At 61.8% G+C, this 18,330-nt stretch carries 15 protein-coding genes and 1 pseudogene; 5 read left to right on the top strand and 11 right to left on the bottom strand.

The window, feature by feature from the left end:
* Nucleotides 1-343: 343 nt before the first annotated feature.
* The 9 genes from ABDW49_RS26265 to ABDW49_RS26225 form a co-directional block, all read right to left on the bottom strand.
* Nucleotides 344-1,615 (bottom strand): SGNH/GDSL hydrolase family protein, encoded by a 1,272-nt coding sequence (locus ABDW49_RS26265; protein WP_343616626.1) that lies wholly within the window; start codon nt 1,613-1,615, stop codon nt 344-346.
* 87 nt (nt 1,616-1,702) lie between these two features.
* Nucleotides 1,703-2,890: a family 43 glycosylhydrolase gene (locus ABDW49_RS26260; protein ID WP_343616624.1), complete on the bottom strand. Its 1,188-nt coding sequence runs from the start codon at nt 2,888-2,890 to the stop codon at nt 1,703-1,705.
* Nucleotides 2,887-4,533, bottom strand: coding sequence for a tannase/feruloyl esterase family alpha/beta hydrolase (locus ABDW49_RS26255; protein ID WP_343616622.1), 1,647 nt, complete (start codon nt 4,531-4,533; stop codon nt 2,887-2,889). Before ABDW49_RS26255 ends, ABDW49_RS26260 begins: the two co-directional genes overlap by 4 nt.
* 23 nt (nt 4,534-4,556) lie before the next feature.
* Entirely contained in the window at nt 4,557-7,640 is a 3,084-nt protein-coding gene (locus ABDW49_RS26250) for a TonB-dependent receptor (protein WP_343616620.1), read from the bottom strand.
* Nucleotides 7,641-7,848: 208 nt separating this feature from the next.
* The gene (locus tag ABDW49_RS26245) at nt 7,849-9,237 is read right to left on the bottom strand and encodes an ATP-binding protein (protein ID WP_343616618.1); all 1,389 of its coding nucleotides are present in this window, start codon (nt 9,235-9,237) and stop codon (nt 7,849-7,851) included.
* The gene (locus ABDW49_RS26240) at nt 9,234-9,953 is read right to left on the bottom strand and encodes a response regulator transcription factor (RefSeq protein WP_343616616.1); all 720 of its coding nucleotides are present in this window, start codon (nt 9,951-9,953) and stop codon (nt 9,234-9,236) included. Before ABDW49_RS26240 ends, ABDW49_RS26245 begins: the two co-directional genes overlap by 4 nt.
* Nucleotides 9,954-11,336: 1,383 nt before the next feature.
* Nucleotides 11,337-11,741, bottom strand: a complete 405-nt coding sequence (locus tag ABDW49_RS26235; protein WP_343616614.1) for a thioesterase family protein — start codon at nt 11,739-11,741, stop codon at nt 11,337-11,339.
* A gap of 279 nt (nt 11,742-12,020) precedes the next feature.
* The gene (locus ABDW49_RS26230; RefSeq protein WP_343616612.1) at nt 12,021-12,395 is read right to left on the bottom strand and encodes a hypothetical protein; all 375 of its coding nucleotides are present in this window, start codon (nt 12,393-12,395) and stop codon (nt 12,021-12,023) included.
* Between the two features lie 113 nt (nt 12,396-12,508).
* Nucleotides 12,509-12,796 carry a hypothetical protein gene (locus tag ABDW49_RS26225; protein WP_343616611.1) on the bottom strand — a complete coding sequence of 96 codons (288 nt, stop codon included), beginning with the start codon at nt 12,794-12,796 and terminating at the stop codon, nt 12,509-12,511.
* 486 nt (nt 12,797-13,282) lie between these two features.
* On the opposite strand from ABDW49_RS26225, the gene ABDW49_RS26220 reads away from it, so the two are divergent.
* From ABDW49_RS26220 to ABDW49_RS26210, 3 genes and pseudogenes are all read left to right on the top strand, one after another.
* Nucleotides 13,283-13,606: a PsiF family protein gene (locus ABDW49_RS26220; RefSeq protein WP_343616609.1), complete on the top strand. Its 324-nt coding sequence runs from the start codon at nt 13,283-13,285 to the stop codon at nt 13,604-13,606.
* 84 nt (nt 13,607-13,690) lie between these two features.
* Nucleotides 13,691-14,464, top strand: a complete 774-nt coding sequence (locus ABDW49_RS26215) for a slipin family protein (protein ID WP_343616608.1) — start codon at nt 13,691-13,693, stop codon at nt 14,462-14,464.
* Between the two features lie 280 nt (nt 14,465-14,744).
* Nucleotides 14,745-14,959 (top strand): annotated as a pseudogene (locus tag ABDW49_RS26210) (IS5/IS1182 family transposase); the annotation flags it as partial.
* A 58-nt stretch (nt 14,960-15,017) separates the two neighbouring features.
* Here the strand turns inward: ABDW49_RS26210 and ABDW49_RS26205 are convergent.
* Nucleotides 15,018-15,395, bottom strand: a complete 378-nt coding sequence (locus tag ABDW49_RS26205; RefSeq protein ID WP_343616607.1) for a hypothetical protein — start codon at nt 15,393-15,395, stop codon at nt 15,018-15,020.
* A 27-nt stretch (nt 15,396-15,422) separates the two neighbouring features.
* The gene (locus tag ABDW49_RS26200; RefSeq protein WP_343616606.1) at nt 15,423-16,313 is read right to left on the bottom strand and encodes an NmrA/HSCARG family protein; all 891 of its coding nucleotides are present in this window, start codon (nt 16,311-16,313) and stop codon (nt 15,423-15,425) included.
* Between the two features lie 110 nt (nt 16,314-16,423).
* Here ABDW49_RS26200 and ABDW49_RS26195 point away from each other — a divergent pair, with 110 nt between their 5' ends.
* Both ABDW49_RS26195 and ABDW49_RS26190 read left to right on the top strand, forming a co-directional pair.
* Nucleotides 16,424-17,281, top strand: a complete 858-nt coding sequence (locus ABDW49_RS26195) for a LysR substrate-binding domain-containing protein (protein WP_343616605.1) — start codon at nt 16,424-16,426, stop codon at nt 17,279-17,281.
* A 196-nt stretch (nt 17,282-17,477) separates the two neighbouring features.
* Nucleotides 17,478-18,314: an SHOCT domain-containing protein gene (locus ABDW49_RS26190; protein WP_343616603.1), complete on the top strand. Its 837-nt coding sequence runs from the start codon at nt 17,478-17,480 to the stop codon at nt 18,312-18,314.
* Nucleotides 18,315-18,330: the final 16 nt, after the last annotated feature.

The raw sequence follows: 18,330 nt of genomic DNA, 5'->3' as shown, positions 1-18,330 counted from the left end.
TTTGCAATTGAGCAGAGCATCATCGACGATTCTCGAGACGTCGTTTGGGCTCGTCCCGAAATCGCTCGCGAAGCGGATCTTGGCGTAGGCATCGCAAATGAACTGATGTCATCAGAGATGATCTGAATATCATTGTTCCTGAAGGTATCTGTCCTGCCACTTAGGTGGCGTTCTTAGTGTAGCGAGGCTGCGGGCTATACTAGGATTATCCAATCCGCTGTATTACCTTCTAGTTTTCGGTCGGCTCCATAAGGATGCATTGTTCCCCCCGCCAAGGCGAGTAACCGCCCTAACCTCTCGGCCATCAGTTCATTCGCGGAGGTGAGAAGCATGCGACCCTTCGTTATTCTAATGATTTTGCAAGAATTTTAAGGTTTTCGAACATGGAAAGATCAACGGCCTCTCCCATCGCTTTCGAACCCGCCTCATTCGGGTGAAGATGGTCCCCGGAATCATAATCGGAGCGCAGTTGCAGCGGATGTGCAGGATCGCTCAGAGCCTTGTCGAAATCGACCATCCCATCGGGTTCCCGCGATGTCCTGATCCAGGTGTTGACCGCCTCGCGCAGCCGTTCATGCTCCGGGCTGTCATGGCTGGCCGATCCGCCGAAGGGGAGGATGGTTCCCAGGAGGACTTTCACGCCGCGATCATGAGCGCGGGCCATGATCTGGCGATAGGCGCCGATGATCTCCTCGGCCGAGGTCGCCGGATTGTCGCCGAAGGATGAATGGCCCGACATGCCAATGTCGTTCGTGCCCTCCAGCACGACCAGATGGGTGATCCCCTCCAGCGCCAGAGCATCGCGGTCGAGACGAGCCAAAGCCGCAATTCCGCCAAAGCCGCTTGCCAGCAGCCGGTTCCCCGCAATCCCGGCGTTGACCATGGCATAATCCGTGCTGGAACCGCGCGCGGCCAGGCGCCGTGACAGTTCCTCGGGCCAACTGTGCAGGGCGGTCAGGCTCAGGCGATTGCCATCGGTGATGGAATCGCCAAGCGCCACGATGAGATGCGTGTCCCGCGCCGTCAGCACGGAGATACCCGTGATGTCCGGACGCCCTTCCATGACATGTGCATCCTGCATATGCGCCGCCATGGATTGATCGCCGGGGCCGACGCTGACCAGCGAGCCGCCGTTGCCGTCCAGCTTGAGCGTATTGGCGACGGTGAAACTCACCAGTATCTCGTCGCCCTGGGACACGCCCAGATCAATGGCATCGCTGACCACGGGCGCACCGGGAGGGATGCTGATCCCTTTGCCGCCTGAAAAGGTGACGGCCAGCAGCCTGTCGTCTTTGGCATCGAAATCCTGGCCCGCGAGCCCAACGCTGGCTGCGGTGATGACGAGCGGCGCGCTTCCCTCTTCATTGGACAAGCGCAGGCGCAGCTTGCTTCCCCCCGCCGAAACGCGGATGCGATAGCGCAGCGTGCCCGTGACGGGCTTGGGCCTGATCTTTTCCGCGATCTCCGGCGGCACCTTGATACGGTCGATAAGGGCCTTGAACTGATCATCGTTCAGGCCAGCCCGCGGGCTGGATTCAAAAGCCGCGCGCCAGCGTCCGTGAGGGGCCGAGGCCAGCGCCGGGCCGGTGCTCGCCAGAGCGAGCAAGGGCAGCATCAGGCAAAGAGCGTTCCATCGATACCGCATTCTTCTCTCCAGATTTTTCGGGCCCGGCTGACGAGCCTCTCATTCAGCACGTCGCCATCAGGTGAAGTCGTCCGGGCTCCACGTGCTGCGCCAGTCGATAAAGGGGCGGTCACCCTCGAAGCGGAGCGGCAACCAGACATAGGTGCCCCGCGATGTGTTGATCCGCTCGGCCTGCCCCTTCAGTTCCGCGCCTTCCGCCGGGGTGAGGGCAGGCCCGTCGGGATTGAACATCTTGGCGAACATCGGCTCGAAACGGCGATAGGCATCGCCGCTGGCAAAGCCCGCTCCTTCCGTCTGGGGCGGGTCGGGCATCCAGCGGTCGGCCAGGGCAATGTAGAGATCCTTCTTGCCCGGATGCTTGAACACCGAACTGACCTGCGAGTTGAAGGATGTGCGCGAGGCATCCCTGGGGTGCAGATCGCCCAATACGGCCCATGGCCCGTGGAATGTGTCGGCGATCGCCACCTCGGACGGGTTGGGGTGGTAACCGGTCGTGCCCGAGGTGATCAGGTAATGCTTGCCGCGCCGGTGGAAATAGGCCGGCCCTTCGCGCACCTGCGGCGGCGCGGGATGCGGGAAATGGGTGGAGTAATAACCGGTGACGTCGGTGTAGTCCTCGCTCAGATCGGCGCAGATAAGCTCGCTATGGACCCGCTCGAAATAGGTGTAGGCCTTGAGGTCATCGGGGTTGATCAGCAGATCGAAGTCCCCTGCATTCATGCCGAGCGGCTGAAGGCCGTTGCGGACGATGGTGTAGGGGCCGGTGAAGCGGTCGGCGGTCAGGATGGTGCGGGTCTGGCGCCCGTCGACCTCCATGATCTTGACCCAGCAGACGAATTTGCGCGTGCCAGCGTTGTAGAGGATGTGGGGGCGATCAAGCTGCTTGGCCGGATGCAGGGGCGAGGCCGGATCATCGGGCACCGGCGGAATGATCAGCCCCTGATCGGCCCAATTCACCAGATCTTTCGAGGCATAGGCCCGCACGCCCCAATGCCAGATGCCCGATCCCGGCAGGGTGCGCTCCTTGTTCTCACCATACCAGTAGAAGGTATCGCCGACCTGCAGGATCGAGGCACCATGGGCCTGAATGGGCTTTCCCGCCGTGTCGAGCCAGACCTCACCGGGCCGGATCATGGGCCTTGGTGCGCCCGCAAGGGCTGCCGTGCCCGGCAAAGCCGCAGCGATGGTGGCCAATGCGCCGGTTGTCAGCAGATCACGGCGTGTGACGGGCGAGGTGCGGATCATGCGCCGGCTTGCCCAGGCGCAGCGCAGGCAAAGCTGGCGGCGGAGGTCAGCGGTCCCTTGCCATCGTAACGCGCCACCGTTGGATAAGCGCAGATCGGCCGCTCCACGCCGGGAAACGCCTTGCCCTTGGCGACGAAAGCGTTCGGCGCATCGCCTTTCTCGACCCAGCGCACCAGCGAGGTCAGCGCGTCGAAATCATCGAGCGCAACACCGCCGCCGCAATGGGTCATGCCCGGCACCATGAACAGGCGGGCAAAGTTGGAGGCATCGCCGCCCTGCGCTTTGGTATCGCTGGTCAGCCGGTCATAATAGGCGGTCAGGTCGGTGGCCGAGAAGACCGGATCGGACCAGCCGGTGACCAGCATCAGTTTGCCGCCATGTCCGGCAAAGCTGGAATATTGCGTCGAGGTGGCGTCGGTAAAACCGGCTGTCTGGGCACTGGCCGCCAGCAGGGTCGCGGCTTCGGCATCGCCGCCCTTGAGCGGCAGCTTGTACTGCGGATAGGTGAAGTATTGCGTCAGAGATTGGCGCACCAGATCCTGCAGCACCATCAACGGCCCCTTGGGCGTGGGGATGCCGGTCTGCCAGATCAGCCAGTCGGGTGTGAAATTGGCGGTGTCGAAAGTCCATGAGCCCGCGATGGGCTGGTCTGCGGCATTCACCGGACCGCGATAGGCGCGGATGATCGCCTGAACCTTGAGCGGATCGAGGCAGCCGGCGGTTTGCCCCTTGGCGCAGGCCAGCGTGGCGATGTCGAAGTGGCAGGCAGCATGATCGAAGATCATCCCGTCTACCGCACCGTCGAGACCATCGCAGGCCTTGAGCAAAGCCGACTGGATCAGCCCGGCATCGGCAGGGGAGAACAGCAGCGAGGAATGCGTGCCCAGTTTCGTCGCCGCATCGGTGTAGGCCCAGCCCGAGTAGTTGGTCAGCACCGCTGCCGCGCTCAGATGGAAGGCGGGATCACCGGCCAGAACGCCGTCGAAATCGCCCGGGAACAGTTGGGCGGCCTGCATTGCCTCGCGCCCGCCGTTGGAGCAGCCCATAAAGTAGCTGTGATCCGGTGCGCGGCCTTTGATCTTGACGATCAGATGCTTGGCCGCCTCGCTGACCTTGCCGATGGCGGCGTAGCCGTAATCGAGCTTGGACTGCTGATCCAGCGCAAAGCTGACGTCATCGAAATTCTTGCCCTGATGGCCACTGTCGGTCGAGACCACGGCATAGCCCTGCGCCAGCGGCAGAGGCGATGTGGTGCCGGTGTTGATCGGGCTGCCCAGTGCGGGGACGATCATGCCATCCATGCCGCCATCGCCCTGATAGAGGAAACGCCCGTTCCACGCGGCGGGAACGCGCAGCTCCATGCCGATGTAATAGGGTTCGCCTCCAGCGCCGGTCCGCTGTTCCAGGCGGGCGGTGATCTGGCAATGGCGGGGCATGGTGGGCAAGGGCTCGGTGGATTCGCCATTGGGGCCGCTGGGGCCGCGCGGGGCGGGGCCTTCGGCGACATCATGGACTCCGGTGACCACCATTGAGCCTTCGGACAGTCCCTGCAAACGGGCGCATCCTGTGGTGAAATCGGTATCGGGCGAAGAGGCAATGGCAGTCGGGGCGGCAAGGCTGGCGGCGAGGGCGAGAAGGATCATGGAGGGTCTCTCGATGGAGGGTGTCAGAGGGTGTTGCGGCGGGCGATGGCGCCCAGCACGGCGGCGCTGGGTTTGGGCGTGCGCTTGAAGGTGGTGCGGTCGATCGAGGCGAGGCCGTAGTGAGGCTTGTAGCCGAAGGTCCATTCGAAGTTGTCGACCAGCGACCAGTGGCAATAGCCCAGCACCGGCGTTCCGACATCGATCCGGCGTTTGAGTTCGGCCAGCGCGGCGGTGATGAGGTCGGCGCGCCACGCATCATTGTCGCTGTTGAGGCCGTGTTCGGTGACCATGATCGGGCAGCCGGTCTCGGCATGGACATAATCGACCGCATTGGCCAGCGAGGCGGGGTAGATCTCCCAGCCTTCGCCGCCGGTGCGCGCGCCAGTGGGCACGGGAACGATGCCCTTGTCGTCCCAGACGATGCGGCTGTAGTTCTGCACGCCGACGAAATCGTCGCCGCGCACGGCGTCGAGCCATGCGCCATAGAAATCGCGGCGGCGGGCATCGCGCAGATTGTTGGGGCCGACGCCTTGCAGATCGACCAGCGCCAGCGACATGCCGACCGGCAGCGAGGGGCGTATTGCCTTGATCGCGGCGCGGCCCTGTTTGTGTGCGGCGATCAGGTTGGGCAGCATCTCCATGGCGAGCCTGATGGGCGAGCCGCCGACGAAATGCTCGCTGCCTGTGGCGCGCCCGGCAGCGGCCAGCATGGCGCGCTCGGCCTCCTTGGCCTGAGGCGGCGCCATGACATGGCCGAGCAGCGTGCCATTGGCCTCGTTGAGGGTAACGGCATAGGCTATCCCATCGGCAAGGTGACGCGCCGCGCGGTCGCAGAAGCGGGCGAACAAGGTGGCGCTGTCAGGCGCGGTCCAGCCACCGCGCATGGCGAACCAGCGCGGGGTGGTCCAGTGGCTGAAGGTTACCACGGGGGCGAGGCCCCGCGCATGGCACCCGGCGATGATAGCCTTGTAGTGGTCCAGCATGGCGATGGAAAACAGGCCGGGCTCGGGCACGTTGAACAGGTTGCGGGCGAACACTGACAGCGAGTAGCGATCGTCTGCGGTCTTCAGGCCGAGGCGGCCGCCCACCGTCCAGTGCGGCTTGTAGGTGTCGGTCAACAGCGTTGTCGATTGATAGGCCACGCGGGACTTCCACACGGCGTCAAGGCTGATGAAGCCGGACAAGGCATCATTGATCGGATGGGAGTAATCACTCGAGAAGGTGAATTTGTAGCGTGGCGAGAAAGGAAGCTGCGTTCCTCCGAGGGCGAAAACGCCGGTCGATGTGCTGGACGTATATCCGTCGGGATAGGTGGCCTTGGCATGGATGAAGCCGGTGCTGACCGAGAGGTCATGGGTGATCTTGCCGAACAGGTTGATTTCCGCGCCACGGCTCTTGACGCCATCCGCGTTGACAGCCGTGCATGACAGCGCACCGGTTGAGGTCGCTGCGCATTGCTGGAGCTGAAAGTCCTTGATAGTTTCGGAGAACAGGCTGAGATCGGCCACCCATCCGCCAAACAGCGTGGATTTCAGGCCGACTTCATAGCTGGTGGGGATTTCCGGCCGCACGATGTAAGGCGTAAGCGGGTAAGCCGGAATGCCGATCTGTCCGCTCTTGTAGCCGCGTGAAGCAGTGGCGTAGATCATGGTCTTGCGCGACAGATCGTATTGTCCGCCAAATTTCCAGGATACGATGCTCGTGTTGAGTTGCTTGTTGATAGCGACGCGATTGTCGAAATCATAGCCGTCGAGTGCAAGGCGTTCGGCGGTGTAGCGGCCACCCGCGATCAGGCGCAGGCCATGCGCGACATGGACGGTACCCTGGCCGTAAATGGCCATGGAGTCATCAGTGGTACGGTTTCGCGAGCCAATCGAGTTCGCAATGGGAATGAAGCCGAACAGGGTGATGTTTTGTCCCGTTGGATCAACGGTGCCCCTCTGGTGCGAGGCGAACAGGCCTGCTGTGTAATCGATGAATGCGTTTCCGGGCGAGGCGATACGCAGTTCCTGACTGACGAGGTCGAGCCGGTTGTGGCCGGGCGAGTCGAGGATAGTCAGCGCGGTCGGATCGGCACGCACGATGTTCTGTCCGGTATCGCTGTGACGAGTGCCGCGATAAGCCGAGATCGAAGTCAGTGTGAAGGGACCGGCATCCAGATCGAACTGGGCCGAAGCACCGAAATTGTTGTTTTTCGCATAGAGGCCCTGCTTCATGCAGAATTTCTGGTTGCCCTCAGCCGCAACGACACCGCAGCTTGCCAGAGCGGCAGCCGTGCTGGCATCCGTGGAGATGAGGGTGAAGAAATCGCCCTCGTTGGTCTGGGTGAAATAGGTGTAATCGGCGATGAAATTCGCGGTCAGCTTGCTGGTCGGTTCCCACAGGAGATGGGCGCGGCCACTGTAGCTGTTATTCTGGATATACTTGCCGTCGATGGTGTTCTGATTGGGGCCTTGCCGCAGATTTGTCGATCCCGACACGCGCAGGGCTGCATTGGCGGCAAGGGGCAGGTTGATCACGCCCTGGATCACCTGATTGCCGAAACCTGACGCTGCGGTGCCTGCATTGGAGAGATCCGCGTGCAGCCGGGCGCTGAATTTGGTCATATCCGGCTTGTTGGTGGTGATGTTGATGACACCGGCCGAGGTCGTCAGACCGAACAGCGTGCCTTGCGGCCCCTTCAGCACCTCGACACGGGCGATATCAAACAGGTTGGAGATGTTGGCGTTACCCTGGCTGACCTGATCGACCACGATGCCGACCGAGGCCACCGCCCCCTGCGCAAAGGTCTGGGTGCCAATACCGCGAATTTCACCGCCGCCACCCGTGCCCTGGCCAGCAGCTGCCGTCATTTCCAGGCTGGGGGCAATGCGCGAGAGATCGTCGACGGTGCGGACCTGCTGGCGCTCAAGCTGCCCGGCGTCCGCCACGGTGATCGAGATCGGCACCGAGGTCACCTTTTCCGCGCGGCGCTGGGCGGTGACGATGATCTCCGAATTGGCGGCGGCAGGCGGATCCCCTGCCGTCTGGGCCCGGCTTTGCGCAGGACATACCAGGGCGGCGAGGGCCACGGTCGATGCCAGACCGGCATGGTACACTTTCAGCATAAATCCTCCCTTGGATCTGCCGTCGGACGTCCTTGTGCGGACATCTCTTCGGGCCAGCGAACACGTCCGAAACATCAGGGCCGGTCGCTGTCATGGCGGCGGCCCGCTCTGCTCGGTTGTTATTGCTGATAGCTAAGCACTGGCCTTGGGAGGGAACAGGGGGCCGGGGAAAAGTGAGTAGAACGGATACAAAAATCCGTTCCGGCTTTCAGTATGTGGGAAGAGGAATGGTGATCCTGGCGATCAATCCGCCCTGCGCGGCATTGGCCAGCGACACGGATGCTCCGAATGTCGCGGCCTGTGCGCGGGCAATCGTCAGGCCGATGCCGGTCCCGCCGGTGCGGCGTGAGCGGCTGCTGTCGCCCCGCACGAAGGGTTCGAACATCTGATCGAGCAGCGCTTCGGGGATGCCGGGGCCTGCATCGGTGACCGATATGACGATCCGACCCTCCTCCTGTCGGCAATCGAGGCGCGCCTGACCGCCATAGCGCAAGGCATTGTCGATCAGGTTCTGGAGGCAACGGTGCAGCGCATCGGGCTTGACCCTGACCTCCACGGGATCGACATGACCCAGCGTGACTTCGCCAAGGCCCGCATCGGTCATATCCTCGACCATGCTGGCCAGCAGCGATTCCATGTCCAGCATCACCCAGTCGTCGGCGGACTCGCCCGACCGCGCCAGAGCCAGCCCCTCGGTCACCAGGCGCTGCATGGCCTCGACATCGTGGAACAAGCGGGTCCTAACGCCTTCGTCCGGCAGGAGATCGAGCCGCAGGCGCAGGCGGGTCAAAGGGGTTTGCAGGTCATGGCTGATTGCCGCCAGGATCTGGGCGCGTTCCTGCATGGCTTCGCGGATGCGTTGTTGCATCTGGTTGAAGGCGGCAAAGGTCTCGCGCACGTCGCGCGGGCCGGTTTCGGGAATGGGGGCGGCGGCGATGTCGCTGGAAAAGGCCCGCGAGGCGACGGCCAGGCGCCGCATGAAACGCAGCGTGATGCTGGCCACCAGAAAGGACAGGAGCAGCGCCGCCAGAGCCACCAGCGCGAGATAGTCCGGCGATTGCCTGACCGACAGCAGAAGGGGGAGCGGGGCCATATCGAAGGCCATGCGATGGTGTGTGACCTGCCCATCGCTTGCAAGGACGCCGAGATCGACGGCCCAACACTCCGGCGGAATGGCCAGCATGCCCGCGACAGCGCGAACATAGGCAACACCGGGATGGCCGGCGCAGACCGCTGGATCGGTGCGAAAACTATGGGCTGTCATGCCCCTCGGAAGACCCGAGGACAGGGCCTGATCGATGGCCGGGTCTGCCTCCAGGACGGGGGCAGAGGCGTCCTGCAACAGATGCGCGCCTCTGATCCGGTTGCTGGCCAGCAAGATCATGTCGGAATGGTCGTTGGCGGCGATATGTCCGGCGATGTCGGCCACGCTGCGGGCGATCATCTCCGCGCGGTACTGGCGCATCTGGTGCTGGAGATACCATTCGGAAAAGGTCAGCGAATACATCGATGCCAACGTGCCGCCGATGGCCAGTACAAGCGTCAGGCGCAAGGCCAGCGTGTCGAAACGCCGCAGGGACTGCCACAGGGCCGTCATACGTAAGTGACATCGCAGGCGAGCAGGAAGCCCTTGTTGCGCACGGTCACGATCAGATTCTCACCGCCAGGTGCTCGCGCCAGCTTGGCGCGCAAACGGGCGATGCGGTTGTCGAGCGAACGGTCGACCCACACGGTTTCCTTGCGCTCGGGCAGCAGATCCTCGCGGCTCAGCTCCTCAAAGGGGTTGTCCAGCAAGCGGCGCAGGATGGCGAATTCGGTGGTCGAGAGCATCATGCCGCGATCATCCTGACCCATCAGCCGTCGCTGCGCCAGATCGAGACGCCACGGGCCAAAGCTGGCATAACGGCCGGACTGGGATTTCGGGCCCTGAATGCCCCGCTTGAGCACATTGCGCATGCGGATGATGAGCTCGCGGGCGTCGAAAGGCTTGGAGAGATAATCGTCGGCGCTTCCTTCGAGCCCTTCCACGCGGTCGCCGGGGGTGCTGCGTGCTGTCAACATGATGACGGGCACGACAAATCCTTCAGCGCGCAGGTCGCGGCAGAAGGTCATGCCATCGCCATCGGGGAGCGTGAGGTCCAGCAGCATGAGCGCGATGTCGTGGCGGGCCAGAGCCGCGCGGGCTTCAGCCAGTGTCGCGGCCCCGACATGTCTGTATCCGGCGCGATCGAGGTGGCTGGCGATGAGGTCGCGAATATCGTCGTCGTCGTCCACGATCAGGATGCAGGCGGAGGGAGCGGATAGGGGAAGCATGCCGCCTCTTATAGCGGATTTTGGACGCTTGGGTCATTGCATCGTCAAAGAAGTGACAAACGGATACAATGCATCCGTCACAGGATGAACGCGTGGTCGCTCCGACTTGGTCTGCCTCCAAGCCGTTCGTTAACGACTCTTCGAATCCGGCAATCCGGCTCATGAATAAAGGGCTGCGCTTCTAACCGTTCTGTTCCGTTTAATTCGGCTATCTGGGGATGATCCACGCTTCTCGGTCCAGCAGATAAAGGCGTGGACCTGCGGCGCTAAATGCCGGCTGGCGGGATACATGATGGACGCTGGCTCGCTCGGTGTCGTTGATCATGACGCCGTTTCTGTGCGTGATTTCGCGGGTGCCATCGGCCCTGCGCAGTTGCCAAGGCATCAGCCGAGCCGGGTGAATTGACGAAGCCCCAGCATCGAGGCTGAACCTGCGTTGCCCTTGTAATTCTGTCGATGATCCCCATATCGAACTCATCGCCCATTATCGTGTTGCACGTGGGTGGCTGAGAGACCGCGCGCTCCCGCATCAGGCTGGAGCATGACCGTGGACCTTAATCATCTTCTCTACCATCACCAACTCTCGCTCATTCGAGCCGAGGGTCAGCCTGCTGCTTGCAGTGCAGGCGCGTTCGGGCTTGTCAGGCACTACCAGACACGGATTGACAGGCTACGGGACCTTATGGGTGTTTCGCGCTATCCCGCCTGGTGCATGACGAACCAAACGCTCAATCGGGCCATGAGCAAAATACCCCCGTTCGCGTGGAGCGTAAGCCAGTGATAGGTTGGACAGGATCGATGGAAACCAAAATCACACGGGCTATGAACCTGAAGCTGCCCGAGCATGAGGTCGTCGACAGGTGCCATCGCAATGCGATCGCGATCAGCGCAATCGAAACCTTACTGTCGGGAGGCACTCACTTGGTCTGTGTTACGATCGAGGGAGCCGACGAAGCTCGGCACCTGTTTCGGCAAAACATCATTCACGGGGCCGTGCGCCGTGCTTCCTTCCAGCGGATTGATACGACACGCTTTCGGTAGTTAGGCCTCTTTCGCGGATCGTCATCGATCTTCGCGAAGAACTTGCGTCCGCTCTGGTCGGTGCCCGGCCTGCCAGAGAAGGGAGGGGGCCTAAGCGCGAAGCGAAAAAATCGGCTGGGAGATAGCCGCGTATTTACCTTCGAAATGCGGCGCGGGACACATTCTCTCGATGTCGTCCGTTCGGCATGCTTTCAACGCAGAGCGGGAAGGTACGAAAAGCCTTGCCTGTGTACGTCACGAGGAAATCGCGTGGCCGATGGGCCGTGGCTCTTTCCAAGGGGCACTGATAGTTGCCTCGAAATATGTGGCTGGGGTGACGAGACCCCCATGGAACGGGATCAATCAGGTCTGCTTGGAGAAGAAGCGCTCCACCACGCTTGCTGCAAGCCGTGCCGGACGCCCCGTTTTTGCGTCCAGGCAGCACCAACTTGAACTGACTTCTGCCAGCACGTCTTCGCCCCGCCGAATGATCGTCTGGTAAAAGGCACGAGCGCCAAAGACCTTTTTGAGAATCACGGTCGCGATGACGTCGTCGTTCACAAACGCGGGTTTGCGATACGTGATCTCATGCTTCAACGCGACCCAAAGATGCCGGGCAATTTCTTCGGCTGGCGCGATCCCGCGCCAATGGCTGATCACAGCTTCCTGCACCCATTTGAGATAGCTTGCGTTGTTGACATGCCCCATGAAATCGATGTCCGAAGGATCGATGGCCACGGCAAAGCGATAGGGAGCGCTGTCAGTCACGATAACCCTTCTACGCTCTAAAGGTGCGCCAGGCAATCGAACCTGGATCAACTGATGATCGCCGTCCGCCTGGCCGACCGAAGATGCAGTGCTTGCAATTTCATAGCTTACCCAAGATCTCTGGAGGCACGGAAATCACGCTTTGCCTAGATGACCGCATTGCTGAGGCGATAATATCTATACATATTAAGGGTATTAATAATCGGCAGGGCGGCGCGTGATCCCAAATCGAACCATCTGTACGGAAGCCTCCGTTTGATCAAGTTCAGGAAAATGAGGTCATTGGCTTTTCTTCGGATCATTGAAGCTGTTTCGCATCGCATCCAGCTCTGCCCTTTGCAGGCGAAGCACTCGGGCGCGATGATCATATGTGTTGTAACGTGTCCCCACCCGACCGTTCGCAAAGTCGCTGGTCAGCTTGTTTGCCGATATTTTGATTTGAGCTTCCAATCTGTCGATTTCGTTGGAAAAAGGCCGGAGCGATGTTCCTTTGATATCGTGATTGGAAAGATGACCACCTTCATTTTCCCAGTTTTCTGCCGCGCAAGACTCAGCCGTTTGATCCGCATCGGCGATCAACGTCGGGTTGACCTGGTGCGTAATCTTCATGGCCGCTCCGCGCATCTTTCCAACATCCCTGAAGAATAGGGTCATGGTTCGTCTCCATCCAACAGCGTGAGCACTGTCTATTTCAATGGGCATGGTAACCTCCGTTGCAGGCCACTTGCCGGAATGGCCGTTTTTGCAAGGCCTCTGGGCGTGTGTGGTCAGCTGAAATCCCAGCTTTGAAAGATGCTGGTACTGGCAAGCCGCATCATCGTGAGATGGTCGATGGACTGCTTCTCGCTCACGATCTTGAAGCGCCACTGTTCCTCAACCGGCTGGCTGATCACATAGCCGATTGCTTCGCCGAGGGTCCACTCGCCTTCTTGGCGCATGCTGCGATCCGTGCCGAAGCGATCTGGCACCAGTTTCCAAAGCGCAACGGGGGAATCGAATTGAGGAGTTTGCATGGTGCGGCCCTCCAGGGGACTCGCAGTTTGCAGCGTGCCCATTCACCCCAGCGCTTTTTCTGGACAAAGGTCAAAGCAATTCGTGATGAGAGGAAACCTTTGCGATGGGACGACGCCAGGGAGCCTCACAGACTGAGCCTCGAGAAGCTATCAACAGATATTCACGCCTGAACCATGCCGGGTTTGCCGGAGGCCGCCTTGCGGGGTACCGGCTACGACCCATTAACTGAACACTGTTACCCCTGCGATATCGTCGCACCATCGCTGATCCCAAGGCGAGCTGGTGACAGGGTGAAGACCAACAGGCGGGAGGCGCTGCCCCGGCGCGCCCACCTGCGGATGAAGCGGATCCACGACTTTCTTCAGCGTGGGGGATTCAGGCTCCTATGATGCCGCCCGCCGCTATGCCCGCCTCTGGCTGGACGCGCAGCGCAGAGCCCCTAGCAGCGTTGTTCCAGACTATACCTTTTTTATGTGAGGGGGTAGGATCACCTGATCGCTACATCATTCTTGGGAGGAAGAACCGCCATGAAAACCACCCTGACGTTGCTGGCCGTTGCTGCCGCTTTGGTGTCCACTTCAGTTCTGGGCCAAGCGCCGTCTCCTGCCCCCGCCAAACCTTCGCTGCTGAGCCGGATGAAAGCTGCCGCACACACCAGCCCGGCCCCGGCGAAACCAGCTCCCGCCGCGCCAACTGCCAAACCCGGTGTACCGGCCAAGTCGACCCAAGTGGCGGCGAAGGGGCAGGCGCCTCGTACTGCAAAGTCGCTGGCCTGTTCCAAGGACGCCGATGCCAAGAACATTCACGGCAAAGCCCGAAAGACCTTCATGTCGCATTGCAAGAAGGCCTGACAGGTCCGCGATAATCGGGCCTGTTGACCAGCACCTCCGGTAGCCGGTGAAAGCTGGCTGCCGGACGGGCAGAAGGGGGTGGCGATGTTTGCAGCATTTTCCAGTATGGGATTGTTCCTGCTGGCCGTATTTCTGATCCTTGCGCTCAAATCCTTCGGGATCAATCAGGAGTATCAGCGCGGTGTTTTGTTCCGGCTGGGCCGGATCAAGATCACGAAAGGGCCAGGCCTTTATTGGCTGATCCCGTTGATCGAGCGTGTCATCAAGGTCGATCTGCGGACTGTCACCTTCGCGCTGGACACGCAGGAGACCGTGACGCGGGACGGGGTGGCGGTGCGGGTCAATGCCGTGCTGTGGTTCAGGGCCATCGATCCGGTGAGGGTCATCACCTCCGTCGTCAATTGGCAGGGAGCGGTGGTTCAGGCCGCCGAAACGGGCCTGCGCGACGCCATCGGCCAGAGCGATCTCGACCAGATTCTGAAGGATCGCACCACCATCAATGCGCGCCTGCTCGACCTGCTGGCGCGTACCTGCGAACAATGGGGTGTGGTGGTGGATGCCGTCGAGATCAAGGATCTCGACATTCCGGAACAGATGCAGCGGGCCATCGCGCGCGAAGCTGAAGCGATCCGGGAAAAACGGGCCAGGATCATCAAGGCGGAGGGCGAAAAGGAAGCTTCCCAGACGCTGGCCGATGCGGCCAAAATCATCGCGGAGGTGCCCGGAGCACTGGAATTGCGCCGTTTGCAGACGCTCAGCGAAATCGGCGTCGAGCACAATTCCACCATCATCGCCATGTTCCCGACAGAGATCCTTGAGGCAGCGCGTCGTATCGGTGGCATGCCGGGCGCCTTGTAAGGCGGGGCCGTATCCGAGGAGCCAATATGAACCTATGGCAGGGAATAGGAGAATTGGCTTGGAAACGCGCTTGATCGCTCTGTCAGCGGCGTCCTCCTCGGGATCGAGGGGCGTGGCACGGCGCTGCGTGATCAGCTCCTTGGCCAGCGCATAGAGGATTTCGCTGGTGCGCCCCACCGTCTCGACATCAAAGGCTTCCCAGGCCTTCACGAATTTTTGCGCTGTGTGCCAGAGCAGGTCGGATTGATGGGATGACAGCGCGAACCAGTCGGCAAAGACCAGCGATGCCAATGGCCGCCCGCTGAGCTTCTTCATCACGGCGGGCCAGATCAGCGATTACACCGGCGCGGCGGCCCTGCTCGACGATCTGTCCAAGGCGCCGTGGATGCTGGCATACCGGGGCTATGACGCCGCGTGGCAACGCGGTCTGATCGATGCCCCACCGTCTTCTTCTCCGCCCTCGCTCTGGGCGCCACCGTGCTCTTCTGCCTCTGATCAACCAGTCCTGACCCTAGCGAGCATATCGTGATAAATACCCGCTCGTGCTTGCGCCTCACCCGATCTGCCGCGCGGCTGCCACCGCCGTGTCTTCCGGGCGGGTGTTGAAGGCGATGGAGGCCTGTGGCGCCGCCTTGTGGACGGCGTTGATCACCTGCTCAAACAGGGCGAGACTCTTGGGCGGCAAGCGCAGCCCGCCGCCGATCACCACGCAGTCATAGCGTCGAGCGCGCAATGCGCGATCAAGCTGCGCCAGCCCCGCTTCATCCGGGGTAATCATGCAGGGATCGACCTGCCAGCCGCGTTCCTCGATCGTCTGCACGGCAATGGCGATGCCGGCGTTGATCTTGGCTGCATCGAAGCCGGGCGGCAGTGCAGGGTCGGAGAAATCGACGGTTTCGGGCTTTTGGCCGATGAAGAGAATGTGCGTCATAAGGGTCATCCTTTGTGTGAAGGGGGTTTAGGCTTGGGCCCAGCTTGCGGCGGCGTCCGTGGCGAAGGCGTGGTAGGAGCGCGGCGCATGGCCCAGCAGCCCGGTCAGGCGCGCGATGTCGCCGGCGCTCGCCACCGCGCCATCGCCCTGATAGCGGCGCATCATCAGCACCATGTCATAGGCCAGCCAGGCCGGGCCAAAGCTTTGGAGCTGCTGTTCCAGTGCTTCCAGATCATCGCCGCCATAATGGATCGGGCGGGCCAGAACCTTGCTCCACAACGCAGCCAGATCGTTGCCGGTCAAGGCTTCCGGGCCAACCAGTTCATAGGTTTCGCCGGGCAGGGGGCTTTCCGCATGCTCGCGGCGCAGCAAAGCGTTCGCGGCCGCCTCGCCGATGTCGCGGATGTCCACCATCGAGATGCCTTTCGCGCCAACCGGCATGCCATAGACACCGCCACCCAGCAGCGCGTCCTTCTGGCGCAGATCGTTCTGGATGAAATAGGCTGGGCGCAGGATGGTGGCAGGCAGGCCCAGCGCGTGGATCATCCGCTCGACCGTCACCTTGCTGGCGAAATGGGGGACGTCAGCATAGGCCTCGCCCTGGAAGACCGAGAGGTAGACAATGCCCTTCACCCCCGCATCGCGCGCGGCATTCAGGGTCAGCATGGCCTGAGTCAGTTCATCGGCGGCGTTGGGGGCCAGCAGAAACAGGGTGGAGACGCCCTTCAAGGCGGCCCGCACGCTCTCCACATCCGACAGATCGCCCTTGATCGCCGTGATGCCGGTAGGCAGGCGCGCGGTGTCGGGCGAACGGGTGAGGGCGTGAATGGCGGTGCCCGCCCCTTGAGGATGGCTTTGCAAAAAGTGGAGCACCTGCGTGCCGATTGTGCCGGTGCTGCCTGTTACCAATATGGTCATGAGATTGCTCCTTGTTTGATCCAGTCTTCGATGGAGCCAAGGTATGCGTTTCATTTTTTATCGGAAGATGGCATCATTGAGACATGTCGTCTTGAAAATGGAACATGGGCATGGATCTCCACGCGCTCGCTGACTTCAATCTGGTCGCCACCCATGGCGGCTTCGGGCGCGCCAGCCGCCAGTCCGGGCGCTCCAAGGCCACGCTGTCGCGCAAAGTGTCAGAACTGGAAGCGAGCCTTGGCGTCAGACTGATCGATCGCGGTTCGCATACGCTGCGCCTGACCGATGAAGGGCGGGCCCTGCACCAGCGCACGCAAGGCCCGCTGGCCGAGATCGCCGAGGCGCGCGAGGCCGTCGCAGCCGGCTCTTCCGAGCCGCGCGGCAAGTTGCGCATCAGCGCGCCGATCGTGCTGGCGCATGTGCTGTTGCCACGCGCAGCTTCGGCCTTTGTGGCGGCCTATCCGCAGGTCGAGGTGGAGATCGTTGCCGAGGACCGCAAGGTCGATCCGGTGGAGGACAATTACGACATCGTGATCCGCGTCGATCCCGACCCGGACGAGCGCCTGATCGGGCGGCGCATCGTCGAGGACGACCGGTTGCTGGTCGGCCCGGCGGATATGGCGGTAACGCTGGGTGAGGAGGAGCGGGCGGTCCCGGCGGTGGTTCATCCGGTCACGGCGGATGGCGACATCTGGCGCATCGAAACCGGCAACGGCATCAGCCTGCTGCGACCGCAGGCCCGGTTGCGATTCTCCTCCTTTCTGATGGTCCGCGATGCCGTTCTGGCCGGGGCAGGGGTGGCGATCGTGCCGTCGCTGTTGGTCAGGGAGGATCTGGCCGCCGGGCGCCTGAGGCTGTGGGGCAGGCAAGCCGGGCCCAAAGTCGAGATTTGGGCGCTGCAGAACTCACGCCGGTTGACCAGCTTGAAGGTCAGGACTTTTGTCGAGGCGCTGGGCGCCATGGTGTGAGCGTTTGGTCCCTTGGGCTCGAACAGAACGGCTATGCGCACCCGGTTGGAACGACCGCCAAGGACGCGTTGCGCAAGGCCGGATTAAAACGCCTGTTTTTTCGCGATGCCGGCATGCCAGTGCAGGATTAATCTGTTAGGTTGCCTTGGCTTTGCCGTGCGCCACCGCATGGACACCCAGCGGACTGGAACGCATCATGCAATTGCTCACCCCGGATGGCCAACAGATGGTCGATGCCATCGCCGCGCGCCATGGTTTCAGCGCCGATGCCGTCCAATCCTTGTTGTTCGCTCTGGCCGCAGGGGGTGGCCGACAGGCCCAGTTCAATCATTGGGAACTGGGCGGCATGGGGCAATGGTCTCAGGGTGGCATGATCATGATCGGCGACATGTTCAACAATGGGTTGAAATATCGCGTTGACAGCCTCTGCAACGATCTGACGATGGCGATGCAGAACAACTGGCCCTTCGCGCCTGTGCCGATGCATCCTGCCGCTCCTGTTGGGCAAAGTCAGAGCCAATCGAGCGGGGGGGCCAGTTTTTCCACCTCGAACGGTTTCCGGGGCGGCTTTGGGCACCGCTGGCCGGCGGAGTTGGGCCAGCCATCCTCCACCGGATCGCAGAATGACCTGCATTACGCGGTCTTTCCCGACACGCGCCGTCTGGCTCTGGATCAGGGTGGACATATTTCGGTCTATGATACAGGCGATCACTGGATCACGGGCTTTTCACAGGCTCAGGGGGGCGGCCAGTCGATCACCTTTACCAGCCAGTACGGGCTGGTCAGGCTCAGCGACTTGCCTCAGGTTTTCACCACGGCGGCAAGTGTGCCCGAGAACACGCCCTCTGGTCACATCACGCCTGAACCGGTCGCGGCTGTTGCGGTGGCCACACCTTCCGGTGGTGATGGACCCGTCCTGTCGGCGGACGAAATTTTCTCGCGTATCGAGCGGCTGGCTTCTCTGCACGAGAAGCAGATCATCACGGCCGAGGAGTTCAACGCCAAAAAGGGCGAGCTGTTGTCCCGCCTGTAAGGGCTTGATTAAAGTG

Origin of the sequence: Novosphingobium sp. (genome assembly GCF_039595395.1) — a bacterium.
Lineage (GTDB): Bacteria > Pseudomonadota > Alphaproteobacteria > Sphingomonadales > Sphingomonadaceae > Novosphingobium.
The sequence above is the reverse complement of the archived record's forward strand: the minus strand, read 5'-3'. Positions and strand labels throughout refer to the sequence as shown.